This window comes from Nocardioides sp. 503 (genome assembly GCF_004522095.1).
Classification (GTDB): Bacteria; Actinomycetota; Actinomycetes; order Propionibacteriales; family Nocardioidaceae; genus Nocardioides.
This window is the reverse complement of sequence record NZ_SPUI01000002.1, coordinates 1,112,430-1,127,390: the sequence shown is the minus strand read 5'-3', so window position 1 is coordinate 1,127,390 and position 14,961 is coordinate 1,112,430. Positions and strand designations below refer to the sequence as shown.

Here is a 14,961-nt window from a genome sequence, read left to right as displayed (position 1 = left end):
CACACTTGTCGAGCGCCCCAGCGCGTCGCCCCGACCACCTGCGGTTTGGTCACAAACCGCAGATGATCGGGGCCAAAACGTGCGGTTGGTGACCAAACCGCAGGGGGCTCAGCGCTTGACGACCACGGTCGCCACACCGACGGAGGTCTTGGTGGTGGCGTTGCCGCGGTAGGTCGCGGTGAGCTTGAGCTTGCCGGCGCGGAGCTTGGGCAGCTTGAAGGTGGCGGCGCCGTTGCGGAGCGTCAGCGTCACCGACTTCGTGCCGTAGCGCAGCAGGACCTGGCCGGCCGCCGGGGCGGCGCCGCGCAGGACCTTGACGGTCACCATCGGTCGGGCGCCCGGCTTGGCCTTCTTCGGCGCGGTGACCGTCGTGCGGGACGCCGCAGGGGCCACCGTCAGGGACACCGCCGCCGAGTCCGACGACAGGTGGTCACCGGTGGGCGGCAGGTAGCGCGCCGTGTAGCTGTGCCGGCCGACACTCACCCCGGTCACCAGCACGGTCGCCCGCTCGCCGACGAGGTTCGCCACGCCGACCGACCTGGTGCCCTCGAAGAACTGCACCTGTCCACCGACGACCGGCTCCCCCGCCACGGCGACCTTGGCGTTCAACGACATCGTGGTGCCGCTGACCGAGCCGGTCAGCGACGTGGTGGTGGCCGCGGGCAGGACCGTGACGACCTTGCCCGCCGAGACCGACGAGCCGTACGCCGCCGCGTCGGCCGGCACGAAGCGCGCCGTGTAGGTGTGCGGTCCGGCGGTGGCGAGCCTGGCGGGCAGGCGGAACACACCACCGGTGGCGGCCACCGGGACCCCGAGGTCGACACCGTCCTCGGCGAAGACCACCTGGCCGGCCGGCTTCACCTGGCCGGCCGTCACGAGGGCGCTCAGCGCCACCGAGCGGCCGGTGACGACCACCTCGAGGGCGGTCGCGGTGGCGGCTGCCTCGGGGTCCGGCTCCCCGACCTGCGCGACCCGCGATGCCGAGACAGAGTCGCGGTACGACGTCCCGGCCGCTGCGAAGAAGTGCGCGACGTAGGTGTGCTTGCCGCGCGGGACGTCGGTGAGCGTCACCGTGCCGGCGCCGGACTCCACCGTCCCGCTGCCGACGTCGAGCCCGCCCTCGCGCAGGACGACGACGCCCTCGGGGACCTCGTAGGGACTGGTCACGGCGACCTGGGCGGTGACCGTGCTGTCCGCGACCGACACCGTGAGGGCACTCGTGGTGTCGCTCGGCGCCACGGTGAGCGTGCTCGTCGGCGAGACGGAGCCGGCGTGCACCGACTCGTCGTCCGCGACGAAGTAGGCGGCGTAGCCGTGCCGCCCTGCCCGCACCGCGTCGAGGGACAGCGTGGCCTTGCCGGCCTTCACCTGGACGGTGTCCTGGACGACCCCGTCCTCCACGAACTGGATCCGACCGGTCGGGGTGCCGAGCGCGGCGTCGACGTCGGAGGCCAGGGTGACGGTGCGGCCGTCGGCCGAGGCCGTCAGGCCGGTCGTGGTCCGCGTGGGGTCGACCACGGTCGGAGCGGACGCCTCGGACCCTGCGTGGATCCCGTCGCTCGGCACGTAGGTGGCGGTGTAGGTGTGCGTCCCGCCGAGCACGTTCGGGACCTGCAGCTGGGCCACGTTGCCGGTGACCGGGACGGCCTGGAGCAGTCGGTCGCCTTCGCGGAACTCCACGGTGCCGGCTGGTGCGCTGGTGCCCGTGTCGGGGTAGACGTTGGCGTACAACGAGACGGTGCTGCCGGTCGCCCAGCCGCTCAGGTACGTCGTGGTCGGCGTGCCCGCCACCTCGACCACCTGCGCGGTGGACGTCGAGGTCGCGTACTGCTGGGCGTCGGACGGGACGAACGTGGCGACGTAGCGGTGCGTGCCGGTGGGGACGTCCAGGAGCTGGATGCTGGCGTAGCCGTAGGAGGCGGTGACCGTCTCGACCAGGACGCCGTCGGCGCGGAGCTCCACGGAGCCCTCGGGCCAGCCGACGGACGCGTCGACCTGCGCCGTGAGCGAGACCGTGTGGCCCGAGACCGAGGCCTCGAGCCTGGTCGTGGTGCGGACCGCGGCGTCGGACACCGTGACGGTGCGCTCCGGCGACGTCGACTCGGCGTGCATCGTCTCGGGGAAGACGAACCGCGCCGCGTAGACGTGCTCGCCGGGCGTGACGGCGAGCCGCGTCGTGGAGGCGGTGCCGTCGCCGGTGAGCTGCTCGTAGGCGACCTCCTGCCCGTCCTGGACGAAGACGACCCAGCCCTGGGGGGTCCCCCGCTGGGCGGAGACGGTCGCGGTCAGGGTGACGGTGCGCTCGTCCACGACCGCCTTCAGGGCCGTCGTCGTCGCGACGGCGCCGAGGGTGATGCCCTGCTCGCCCGAGGACGACCCGGCGTACGTCGCCGGGTCGCTCGGCTCGAACGTCGCGCTGAACAGGTGCTCGCCCGGGTCTAGGTCGGTCCGGTCGAAGGTGACCCCGCCCGCGGTGAGCGGCAGCGTCGCCAGGACGGTGTCCCCCTGACGCAGCACGACGTCTCCGGAGGGTGAGCCCGACGCGCCGGCGACCCGGACGTCGAGGGTGACCGTCTGCGCACGTGCGGTGAGGGTCAGCTCGGTCGTGGTCACGATCGGCTCGACCACCACGGAGCGCTCGGCCGAGACGGACCCGGCGAACGGGGACTCGTCTGCCGGCACGAACGTGGCGGTGTAGGCGTGCTGGCCGGGCGTGGCCGCGGTCAGCTCGACGGACGCCGCGCCGTCCTCGACGGGGCTCGTGCCCACCACCTGGTCACCCTCACGGAAGACGACGTCACCCACCGGCGTGCCGCGGGCGCCGTCCACGCGGGCGCTCAGCACGACCCGACGCACGTCGACGCCGGCGTCCAGCGTCGTCGTGGTGACGATCAGGTCGACGACGACGCGGCGCTCGGCCGAGACCGAACCGCCGTGGCGCACCTCGTCGGCGGGCACGAACGTCGCGGTGTAGACGTGCTGGCCCAGCGCGACGCCGGTCAGCTCCAGCGAGGCGGTCCCCTCCTCGAGGGTCGCCCGGGCCACGACCTCGTCGCCCTCACGGAACACCACGTCTCCGGCGGGGCTGCCGCCGGCGGCGGTCACCTCGGCCGACAGCGTGACGGTACGGGCGTCGGCGGCGGCGCTCAGCTCCGTCTGCGTCGCGATCGGGTCGACGACGACGCGGCGCTCCGCGGAGACCGACCCGCCCTGGCGGACCTCGTCGGCGGGCACGAACGTCGCGGTGTAGGCGTGCGCCCCCGGTGCGACGTCGGTCAGCTCCAGGGAGGCGACGCCGTCCTCGAGGGTCGCCCGGCCCACGACCTCGTCACCCTCACGGAACACCACGTCTCCGGCGGGGCTGCCGTCGGCGGCGGTCACCTCGGCCGACAGCGTGACGGTACGGGCGTCGGCGGCGGCGCTCAGCTCCGTCTGCGTCGCGATCGGGTCGACGACGACGTGTCGCTCCGCGGAGACCGACCCGCCGTGGCGGACCTCGTCGGCGGGCACGAACGTCGCGGTGTAGGCGTGCGCCCCCGGTGCGACGTCGGTCAGCTCCAGGGAGGCGACGCCGTCCTCGAGGGCCGCGCGGCCCACGACCTCGTCACCCTCACGGAAGACGACGTCACCAGCAGGGCTCCCGCCGTCGGCGGTCACCTCCGCGGTCAGCGCGACCGTGCGGACCTCGGCGGCCGCGGTCAGCGACGTCTCCGTCGCGATGGCGCCGACCGCCACCGTCTGCGCCGACGAGGTCGACGCCGCGTGGGTCGCGGGCGCCGACGGCGCGAACGTCGCGGTGTAGGTGTGCTCACCCGGGTGGACGTCGGTCAGCTCCAGGGCGGCCTCCCCGTCCTCGAGCTCGACGGTGCCCAGCACGGTCGAGCCCTCGCGGAGCACGACCGCGCCCGCGGGGCTCCCGTAGCCGGACGTGACCTCGGCGGCGAGCGTGACCGTGCGGCCCTCGGCCGACGCGGTCAGCGTCGTCTGCGTCGCCACGGGCGCCACCGTGACGGTGCGCTCGGCGGAGGTCGAGCCGGCGAAGGCGACGGCGTCGGCGGGGACGTACGTCGCGGTGTAGGCGTGCTCGCCCGGTGCGACGTCCGCGACGTCGAGGGTCGCGGCGCCGTCGGCCAGCGTGACGGTGTCCAGCAGGGTGTCGCCCTGGCGGAGCTCGACGGCTCCCGTCGGCGTGCCGTCGGCGCTGGTGACCTCGACGTCGAGCGTGACCGTGCGGCCCTCGGCGCTCGCGCCGAGCGCCGTGCTGGTCGCGAACGGGTCGACCGTCGCCGAGGCGACCGGCGAGACCGAGCCCGACACGGCGTCGGCTGAGGCCGGCACGAACGTCGCCCGGTAGCGGTGCTCGCCGGGGGTGACGCCCTCCACGGCCAGCGACGCCGCAGCATCGGCCACGGGGACGGCGCCCAGCACGGTGTCGCCCTCGCGGAACACCACCTCGCCGGCGGCCGAGCCGTCCGTGGTCACGTCGGCGGTCAGCGTGACCGTCCGGCCGGCGACCCTCGCGGACAGCGCCGTTGCGCTGGGGCTCTTGACCCTGACCGTGCGCTCCGGAGAGACCGAGCCGGCGTACGTCGCGGGATCGGCCGGCACGAAGGTCGCCGTGTAGGTGTGCTCCCCCGGGACGACGTCCTCGAGCATGGCCGATGCGGCCGCGCCGGTGACCGCGACCGTGGCGACGACGTCGCCGCCCTCGCGGAAGACGACGTCGCCGGCGGCGCCCGCCGTGGTGCGCGCCTCGAGGGCGACGGTCCCCCCGGTGGCGGCGGCGGACAGCGAGGTGCTGGTCACGTAGGGGTCGGCCGTGACCGTGCGGGGCGCCGAGGCGGAGCCGCCGTAGGTCACCGGGTCGCTCGGGACGAACGTGGCCACGTAGGTGTGCTCGCCCGGGCTGACCTGCAGCGTCCGCGACGCGGCGCCGTCCTCGACGTCGACCGTGCCGACGACGGTGGTGCCGTCGCGGAGGACGACACGGCCCGCGGGCGTGCCGCTGTCGCCGGCGACCTGGGCCTCCAGCGTGAGCGAGCGGCCTCCGGCGTACGTCGCCGTGAGCGTGGTCGTGGTCGGGATGGGGTCGACCGTGACGACGCGCGCCGGGGACTGCGAGGCGCCGTGCCTGACGGTGTCGGAGGGGGCGAAGGTCGCGGTGTAGCTGTGCGCCCCGGGCACGACCGACCTGAGCTCGAGCGTCGCCGAGCCGTCCACCAGCGCGACCGTGCCGACGACGGTGGTGCCGTCGCGCAGGACGAGGTCGCCGGCGGGGGTGCCCAGTGCGGACGTGACGTTCGCGTCCAGGGTGACGGTGCGTCCGGAGACCTGCACGCTCAGGCCGGTGACGGTCGCCACGGCGGCGACGGTCACGGTGCGGGTGGGCGAGGTGGAGCCGGCGTGCGTGGTCCCGGTGGGAACGAACGTCGCGGTGTAGGAGTGCTGACCGGGCGTGACGCCCGACAGCGCGAGCACCGAGCTGCCGCCGGTGAGCGGCACGGTGTCGAGCAGGGTGTCGCCCTCACGAAGCTCCACGGCCCCGGTGAGCGTGCCGGACGTGGTCGCCGGGACCGCCGTCAGTGTCACGTTGCGGCCGTCGACGACCGCCGCGAGACCGGTGGTGGTGGCGATGCGTGCGACCTCGACGCTGCGCTCGGCGGACACCGACCCGGCGTACGTCACCGAGTCGCTGGGCAGGAAGGTCGCGGTGTAGGTGTGCGCGCCGGGGGCCACGGTGCTCAGCGTCAGCCGGGCGGCACCCGAGGAGAGGGTGACGGTCCCGACGACGGTCTCGCCCTCGCGGAAGCGCACCTGGCCGGCGGCCGCACCGCCCGGCACGGTGACGGCGGCGTCGAGGGTGACGGTGCGGTTGCTGACGGCCGCCTCGAGCGTGGTGGTGGAGACGGCCTTCGCGACCGTCACCGGCGTCGCCGGTGACTCGGAGGCGGTGTGGTTGGCGCTGCTGGTGGGGACGAACTTCGCCGTGTAGGTGTAGTCGCCGGGCACGACGTTGGTCTGCGTGGCCACCACCGTGCCGGCGACGACGTCGGCCGCGAAGAAGGGTGCCGTCCCGCGGTAGAACGTCACCCGGCCGACGGCGGGGGTGCCGTCGCTGGCCACGGACGCGGTCAGCGTGACGGTTCGGCCGCTGACGCTGCCGTCCAGCGTGGTCGTGGTGGTGCCCAGGACGGTGGTCACCTGGCTCGCGGACGCCGACCCGAGGTGGACCGCGCCCGAGGGCACGAACGTCGCGGTGTAGGAGTGCGGGCCGAACGCGACGCCGCTGAGGGTCCGCGTGGCGGTGCCGTTGCTCAGGGTGACGGTGGCGACGACGCTCGCGCCGTCGCGGAGCTCGACGGTGCCGGTGGGGGCGCCGGAGGAGGCGGTGACGGTCGCCACGAGCGTGACCGTGCGGCCGGTCGCCGTGGCCTGGAGCGTGGTGGTGGTGGCGACCCGGTCGACGACGAGCGCGCTGGGCGCCGACGTCGAGGAGCCGTAGGCGTCGGGGTTGGTCGCCTCGAACGTCGCGGTGTAGGTGTGCTCGCCCGGGACGACCGCCTCCAGGGTGAGCGTGGCGGCGCCGCCGGACAGCGTGACCGTGCCGACGAGGACGCCGCCGTCACGGAACCGGACGACGCCGCTGGGGCTGCCGGGACCGGTGACCTCGGCGGCCAGCGTGATCCGCCGGGCGTCGAGGGTCGCGGTCAGGGCGGTCGCGGTGGCGACGAAGACCGTCGCGGTGCGCGTCGGCGACGTCGAGCCGACGTGGCTCGCGCTGCTGGGGACGAACGTCGCGGTGTAGGAGTGCGGGCCGGGGCCGACGTCGCGCAGCACCAGCTCCGCCCCACCGGAGGCCAGCGGGCGGGTGCCGAGCAGCGTGCCGCCCTCCCGGAACTCCACCGTGCCGTCGAGGGTGCCCTCGGTGGCGCTCACGCTGCTGGCCAGGGTCACGGTCCGCCCGTCGACCGCCACGGTCAGGTCCGCGGTGGTGCGAGGGGCGGTGACGACGGCGGTGTGGGCGGCCGAGACGGAGCCGGCGAAGTCCGCCGGGTTGGTGGGGACGAACGTCGCGACGTAGACGTGGTCGCCCCGGGTGACCCCGTCGAGGACGACGGAGGCCTTGCCGCCGGAGACCGTGCCGGTCCCGACCAGCGTGCCGTCCTCGTGGAACTGCACCGAGCCGGCCGGGCTGCCCAGGGTGGTGGTGACGGTGGCGGACAGGGTGACCTGACGGTCGACGACCGCGGAGCCCAGGACCGTCGTGGTCGGGTTCGCCAGGACGATGGCGGTGCGTGCCGGGGAGCTCGAGTAGTCGTTGCGGGTGGGGTCGATCGGGTAGAACTGCGCGACGTAGGTGTGCTCCCCCGTCGCCAGCCCGGACACCGAGACCTGCGCGACACCGTCGGTGACGTAGGCCCACGCGGCGAGCGTGCCGCCCTCCATGAACCGCACGTGGCCGCCTGCGGCCGCGGCGGTCGGGGAGACCGTGGCCCGCAGGGTCGCGGTGCGTCCGCTGACGCTGGCCGTCAGCTCGGTGGTCGTGACGGTGGCCTGCGCGAACAGGACGACGTTGGAGGACTGGGAAGCCGCGTAGACCGCCGGGTCCTCCGGGACGAAGGTCGCCCGGAACGTGTGGCTGCCCTTGGTGAGATCGCCGGCCGTGAGCGTCGCCGTGCCGCCGGTCAGTGGCGCGGTCGCGACGACGACGCCGGCGTCGGTGAGCTGGACGCTGCCCGACGGGGTGCCCGAGCCGGATCGCACGGTCGCGGTGAGCGTGGCGGTGCGCCCGTCGAGGGATCCGGACAGGCTGGTGGCGGTGGGCGTGATGCCCGGCGGCCCTTCGACGGTGACGCTGCGGGCAGGGGAGGTCGAGCCGTCGTAGAGCTGTGACTGGGTGGGCGAGAAGACCGCGGTGTAGCTGTGCTCGCCGGAGGTGACGGAGGTGAGGGTCACCGCCAGCGTGCCGGTCGTGACCTGGCCCGAGCCGACCTGGACGTTGCCGTCGTAGAGCTCCACGTAGCCCGTGGCCGACGCCGGCGAGACGGTCACGGCGAGCGTCACGCTGCGCGCGTCGACCGTGGCCTGCAGCCCCGTGGTCGTGGGAGTCCCGACGACCGTGTGGACCTGGCTCGTGGAGGAGGGGACGAACCTGCTGGGGCTGTCGGGCACGAAGCGTGCCGTGTAAGTCTGCTCGCCTCGGGGCTGCCGGTCGACCGTGAGCGTGGAGGCGGTCGTCAGGGTGTTGACGTCGCCGTAGCCCAGGATCACGGTGCCGCGGCGGTACTCCAGGTAGCCGATCGGGGCGCCGTAGGTCGCGGTGACGCTGCCCGACAGGGTCACGGTGGTCCCGCTGGAGACCACCGCCAGGGAGGTCGTGGTCGACTTGGGGCCGTCGTCGATGAAGTTCCACGACAGGGTGAACGGGCCGACCCCGGTCGCGATGTCGCGGAACCCGTCGACGGCGATCGAGTAGGTGGTGCCGGCCGTGACCAGGAGCTGCACGGAGGAGAGCTTGCCCGTGGCGTCGTCGTTGCCGGTCCACTCCGTCAGGGAGCCGAGAGCCGTCCCGACGTAGACCCCGAGGGTCGTGTCGCGGTCGGCGACGCTCGATCCCGTCGAGAGCTGCAGGAGTCCCGACTGGGGCGCCGTCCAGGAGTACCAGAGCGAGGCGCGGCCGGCGACGATCCGGGTCGTGGGGGGTCGGGGGTCCCCGACCTCGGCCGACGACTCGAGGTTGTCGCCGGTGACCGTCCCGGAGATGCCCGAGAGGGTCGTGCGTTGCGCGAACGCGTCGTTGGCCGGGCGCGCGGGGACCTCGACGGACACGGTGGTGACCGGGCCTTGGCCGGCGAAGCTCGTGGCGGCGACGCCGAGCGTGTGCGTGCCGGGGGTGAGGAGGCTGCTGAGCACGTCGACCGAGCGCCGGGCGCTGCCGCCGCTGACGACGAAGACGCCGTCGACGAAGACGTCGTACTGCTGCACGGCGTGGGTGCCGGCGCTGGCCGGAGGCGAGTAGGAGATCTGAGCGGCACCGGCGACGCTGAGCCAGCGCGCGCTGACGGCCTGCGGGGCCCCCGGCTTGATCGTCCCGTTGGTGGTGGTCGCGTTGACGCTGACGGTCGGACCCGGCCCCCGTGCGTTGAGCGCGGTGACCCGGAACGTGTACGTCGTCGACACCGACAGGCCGGTCCAGGAGTAGCTGGTGGCGCCCGGGCCGAGCTGGACGACCGTCGGGTCGCCGACGCGGGTCACGACGTAGCCCGTGACGGGGCTGCCGCCGTCGCTTGCCGGGGCGGCCCAGCTGAGGTTGACCGTCGAGTCCGAGGCGTGCGGCGTGCCCGTCACCGAGACCGGGGCCGTCGGGGTGCCCGTGGGGGCCGCGCCGTCGCAGCCGTTGGTGCTGACGGTGTAGGCGCCGAGGGAGCCGTAGTCGTCGTACCCGTTGGCCCAGGTGCCGAACCCGACACCGTCGACCTGGAGGTAGTAGGTGGCGGAGCCGAGCGTCTGGTTGATCGAGGCGGCCATCCCGGTGGCAACGCTGACGCTCGTCTGGCCCGAGGCGGGGTCGGCCGCGGCCACGACGCTGCCGGCGGCGTTGAGCAGGGTCAGCTTGATGTCGAGGTCCGGCATCGCCGACAGCGGGTTCGCCGCGATCGACACCGCGCCCGAGCAGGTGCCGAGCAGGTAGGTGTCGACGTCGGTGCGGCTGCTGATGTAGGCCGCCCCCGTCGGCTTCACCGGCGCGCCGACGATGACCGAGGGAGCCTCGTCGACCCGTAGGCCCAGCTTGGCGCCGAGGATCGCGACGTCGTCCTCGCGGTTGTTGGCCGAGGCGTAGTCACCCTTCGACCACTGCGTGATCGGGTGGCTGTAGCCGGCGCCCATGATCGGGGCCCACGCACCGTGACCCGTGTCGTAGTTGTCGACACCCGCCTGGTTGCCGTCGTGGGAGAGGCTGAGCTGGTGTCCGGCCTCGTGGCTGGCAGCCTCGGTGACACCCTTCACGGAGGCCGCTGCGCTCTGGGGGAACACCCAGGCCGGCTGGGCGTAGCCGTAGCCGTCGCCGCCCGGGCCCCGAGCCTCGTCGAAGACACCGAGGTAGGCCACGCCGCCGCAGCCGAAGCCCTCCGACACCTTGCCGCAGAGCGTGTCGTGAGAGACCGCGTCGGGCGTGATCAGCACGTGCGAGCCGTAGACCTCGTCGCTCAGGCTGCTGCGCAGGATGGCCGCGGCGCCCGGGTCCGCGGTGGTCACGTCCACGTCGAACGCCGCGTAGTCCTCGGCCACGCCCTCGTAGACGGACTGGAAGGCGGCGAGGTCGGTGCTGTTGAACGAGCCGGAGGTGGCCCCGGAGGGACGCCAGGCCGGCTGGGTCGTGGGGAGGCCCGGCTTCTGGGCGTGCCAGCTGGTGCCGCTGACGCTGCCGCCGTCGAAGTCGAGGAAGATCGTGCGCTTCGCGCCGGGCCGGCTGTGCAGGAGGAAGGTCTGGTCCAGCGGCGCGGCGGCGGCCGGCACCGGCAGGTCGCCCTGCGGCTCGACGGCGACGTCCTTGAAGAACACCAGTCCCTCGGCGTCGAGCCAGGCGGTGGGGTCCGTGCGCAGGAGGTCGACCAGCTCGTCGGTCTCCAGGTCGTTGAGCGCGGCCGCCTCGTCGACCTGCTCGCCCAGCAGCCGGATGGCGGTCGCGCCGTGGACGGGGCGCGGCAGGTCGACGCTGGTGTCGCCGTAGTTGGCGTCGATGTCGGGGACGGTGCCGGACCCGCCGTCCTCGTCGTCGGCGGTCCGGGTCGTCGCCGCGGTCGCTGCCGCCGTGGTGCGGGCTGCGGTCACCCCGTCGGCGAGGGCCGACGGCGATGCCGGGAGTGCGGGAGCCGCGTCGACGGGCGCCGTGACGGCGACGAGCCCGAGAACGAGCGAGAGTACAACCATGGCGCCTGGACGGCGACCCGTCCGACGACGCACGTAGTGCTCCTTGATCCGAGGTTCTGGGCGACCCTAAGCGGCCCGCCGGGATCCGCGCAGTCGAACGGGGCGATCGGCCCCACGCGCACCACGTGACGTACCCCACCCCACCCCGCCGCGTCCGGAACCGGTCACCGCCGGAGGCCGACGCACTCGCGGTTTGGTCACCAACCGCAGGTCAGGGGCGTCCGGATCCGGCCGCGTGGTCGGCGATGACGGCGTCCGACTGTCCGAGGCGGGCCCGGGGTGGTCTCCTCCCGCCGCGGGTGGCCGATCCCTGCCGTTTGGTCACCAACCGCACGTTTGAGGCGCTCGAACCTGCGGTTGGTGACCACACGGCGGGGTCCAGGAACGCACGAGAGAGCCGGCCCGACGACGTCGCTGGACGTCGCGCGCGCGGGCCTTCGTGTCCGTGGACCGACCAGGGGTCAGCGCCTGACCTTGACCAGACCGCTGCCGACGGAGGCCTGGGTGCCCGCGTTGCCCAGGTACGTCGCCGTGAGCTTCAGCCGGCCCTGGCGCAATTTGGGCAGCTTGAAGGACGCCTTGCCGCCGACGAGCTTGAGGGTCACCGTCTTGACGCCGTAGCGCAGCGTGACCTTGCCCGTGGCCGGCGCGCCCTGGCTGACGACCTTGACCCGGACCACCGGTCGGGCACCGACCCTGGCCTTGGCCGGTGCCGTGACCGTCGTCCGCGAGGCGGCCTTCGCCACGGTCATCGACACGGCCGGGGAGCTCGACGTGGAGTAGGCGCCGTCGGCGGGGACGTAGACGGCACGGAAGTCGTGCTTGCCCGGCGCGAGTCCGGCGACCACCAGCGTGGCGCGACCCTCGGTGAGGGTGGCCGATCGCACGACGCGGTCGCCGTCGTAGAGGTCGACCTTGCCGGTCGGGACGGTGTCGTCGACCGCGTCCACGGTGGCGGTGAAGGTGCCGGTCGTGGCCTTGAGCGAGCCCGTGAGCGCGGTGGTGGTGGCGGTCGCGTCGATCGTCAGGGACTGCGGCTGGGAGGTGGAGGTCGCGTAGGCCTCGGGGTCGGTCGGCACGAACGTCGCGGTGAAGGAGTGCGTGCCACCGGGCACGGTCCGCGTCTGGTGGGCCATCGCGAAGTTGCCTGAGGTCGCCGCCGGCACCGTGCCGACCAGGACGCCGTCCTGGCGGAACTCCACGGAGCCGACCGGGACTCCCCCGCTCGCCGAGGTCGCGGAGAGCAGGCTGACCTGGTGACCGTCCTTGGTCGCGTTCAGCATCGTCGTCGTCGCCTGGAGGACCTTCGGGACGTTGACGGTCGCGTCGTTGGAGCGCGACGGCGCGTACCCGGCGTCGGTCGGGGTGAACACCGCGTGGAAGGTGTGCGGCCCGGCGCCCTGGACCAGCAGCGAGGTCTTCACCGAGGTCGGGAAGCCGCCGCCGGCAACGGGCCGGGTGTCACGGAGGAGGTCGCCCTCGTAGAACGCGACCGCGCCCACGGCGTTGCTGCCGGGGATGTAGACCAGCGCGTCGAGGTCGACCGTCGCCAGGGTCCCCGACGGCGGGCCGGCGAGCGACGCCGACAGGTTGACCATGGACGGAGCGGCCGCTCGCTGGGGCGAGCCGCCCGGGCCCGCCTGCGCGGGCGCCACGAAGGCCACCGTGCCGAGGAGCAGCCCGAGGACGAGGGACACGATGGCGAGGGCGCCGGAACGGCGGCCGTGGCGACGAGGCACGATTCTGCTCCTGGTGGTCGAGGTCCTGCGACCGTAGACGCGGCCTTCTCCAGGCCGCAGCCGAACTGCGCAAGGACCGGTGGCCGATCCCTGCCGACCGCCCCCGCGCCGGTGGCCGATCCCTGCCGTTTGGTCACCAACCGCACTTCGAGCGCTTGGAACCTGCGGTCTGTGACCAAACCGCAGGGGTCACCGCCGCGCAGTCACCCAGCACGCGACGGCGGAGGCGGCGGCAACGTTGAGCGAGTCGATGCCCTCGGCCATCGGGATGATCGCCCGCCGGTCGGCCGACTGCTCCCAGCGCGCGGACAGTCCGTGGCCCTCCGAGCCGAGGACCAGCGCGACGCGGTCGAGACCGGCGACCGCGTCCTCGATGCCGACCGCGTCGTCGGCCAGCGTCAGCGCGACGGTGGTGAAGCCGCGCGCCGAGAGATCGGGCAGCGCCTCGTGCCAGTCCGGCAGGCGCGTCCACGGCATCGTGAACACCGCGCCCATGCCGACCTTGATCGACCGGCGGTAGAGCGGGTCGGCGCAGCGCGGTGCCAGCAGGACGGCGTCGAACCCCAGCGCCGCGCCGCTGCGGAACACCGCGCCGACGTTGGTGTGGTCGACGAGGTCCTCCAGCACCAGGACCGAGCGCGCGCCCTCGAGCACGTCGTCGACGGAGCGCAGCGCCGGGCGGTGCAGCGAGGCGAGGGCGCCGCGGTGGACGTGGAAGCCCGTCACCTGCTCGGCGAGCCGCTCCTCCAGGACGTAGCAGGGTGCCTCGGAGCGGTCCAGGACGTCGGCGAGGCCGTCGAGCCAGCGCGGCGCCATCAGGAAGGACCGGGGGGCGTGGCCGGCCTCGACCGCGCGCCGTACGACCTTCTCGCCCTCCGCCAGGAAGAGCCCGTGCTCGCCCTCGAGGTGCTTGCGCAGCTCGACGTCGCGCAGGTCGCGGTAGTCGGCGAGCCGAGGGTCGGCGGGGTCGTCGATCGGGACCAGGACCGCCATCAGGGGACGCTCACGCGAAGCGCTCGGGATGGGCCACCGCGACGACGTCGCCGACGACGATGATCGCGGGCGGGAGCACCGCGTGGGCGAGGAGCTCGGCCTGGAGGGTGCCGAGGGTGGCGAGCACGGTGCGCTCCCCCGGCATCGTCCCGTCGCACAGGACCGCCACCGGGGTCTCGGGGCTCCGCCCACCCGCGACCAGCACGTCGGCGATGACGGGGGCGTTCTCGACGGCCATCATCAGCACCAGCGTGCCGCGCAGCGCCGAGAGGGCGTCCCAGTTGGTCAGCGACTCGGGGTGGCCGGGCGGCAGGTGCCCGGAGACGACGGTGAACTCGTGGGCGACGCCGCGGTGGGTGACCGGGATGCCGGCGACGGCGGGTACGGCGACCGGGCTGGTCAGGCCGGGGATGACGGTGACCGGCACGCCGGCGGCCCGGCACGCCAGGACCTCCTCGTAGCCGCGGCCGAAGACGAAGTTGTCGCCGCCCTTGAAGCGCACGACCCGCTTGCCCTCGAGCGCCCGCTCGACGATGACGCGGTTGATCTCCTCCTGCTGCGCCGAGCGGCCGCGCGGCAGCTTGGCCACGTCGACGAGCTCGACGTCGGTGGGCAGCTGCCCGAGCAGCTCGCGCGGGGCGAGCCGGTCGGCGACCACGACGTCGGCCTCCATGAGCGCCTTGCGGCCGGCCACCGAGATCAGGTCGGGGTCGCCCGGCCCGCCGCCGACGAGGGTGACGCCGGCCTTGTGCGTGCGCGTGTGCCGCCCCAGGGTGCCCTCGCGCAGGCCGGCCAGGATCTCGTCGCGCACCGCGGCGGACAGCCGGGGCTCACGGTTGCCCAGGACCGCGACGGTGAGCCCGGCCGCGCGCCCCACGGCGGGCGTCCAGGCGGTGGCGTCGGTCGCGTCGTCGGCGCGCACGCAGAAGACCCGCCTCCGCTCGGCCTCGGCCGAGACCCGCTCGTTGACCTCCGTGACGTCGGTGACGGCCAGGACGTACCAGGTGTCCTCGAGGTCGGCCTCCTCGAAGCCGCGGCGGTGCCAGGTGGCCTCGCCGGCGCCGACGAGGCCCTCGATCGCGGGCGTGACGTCCGGGGAGACGACATGGACGTCGGCGCCCGCGGCCAGGAGCTGCGGGACGCGACGCTGGGCGACGTGGCCGCCCCCGACGACCACGACGCGTCGGCCGGTCAGGCGCAGGCCAACGGGGTAGGTCGCGATCTCGTCCACGCCACCATCATCCCGGGTCCGACCGGCGAGGCGATGGTCAGGGTTCAGGGCGCGGACTACGTTTGA

General features: G+C 74.0%; 4 protein-coding genes. All 4 read right to left on the bottom strand.

The genetic code is table 11. The features are described 5' to 3' along the window. Positions 1 to 108: 108 nt before the first annotated feature. On the bottom strand, positions 109 to 10,932 hold the full coding sequence (locus tag E4622_RS06400) for an Ig-like domain repeat protein (protein ID WP_134739188.1): 10,824 nt from the start codon (positions 10,930 to 10,932) through the stop codon (positions 109 to 111). A gap of 461 nt (positions 10,933 to 11,393) precedes the next feature. Then, entirely contained in the window at positions 11,394 to 12,671 is a 1,278-nt protein-coding gene (locus tag E4622_RS06395; RefSeq protein WP_134739187.1) for an Ig-like domain-containing protein, read from the bottom strand. A gap of 189 nt (positions 12,672 to 12,860) precedes the next feature. Further along, the gene (locus E4622_RS06390) at positions 12,861 to 13,664 is read right to left on the bottom strand and encodes an RNA methyltransferase (protein ID WP_134739186.1); all 804 of its coding nucleotides are present in this window, start codon (positions 13,662 to 13,664) and stop codon (positions 12,861 to 12,863) included. A gap of 10 nt (positions 13,665 to 13,674) precedes the next feature. After that, positions 13,675 to 14,895 (bottom strand): uroporphyrinogen-III C-methyltransferase, encoded by a 1,221-nt coding sequence (gene cobA / locus E4622_RS06385; protein WP_134739185.1) that lies wholly within the window; start codon positions 14,893 to 14,895, stop codon positions 13,675 to 13,677. Between the last annotated feature and the right edge of the window lie 66 nt (positions 14,896 to 14,961).

Bases quoted from the DNA above. Each gene is read 5' to 3' on its own strand.
- E4622_RS06400 (WP_134739188.1), bottom strand. From the start codon at position 10,932: ATGGTTGTACTCTCGCTCGTTCTCGGGCTCGTCGCCGTCACGGCGCCC.
- E4622_RS06390 (WP_134739186.1), bottom strand. From the start codon at position 13,664: ATGGCGGTCCTGGTCCCGATCGACGACCCCGCCGACCCTCGGCTCGCC.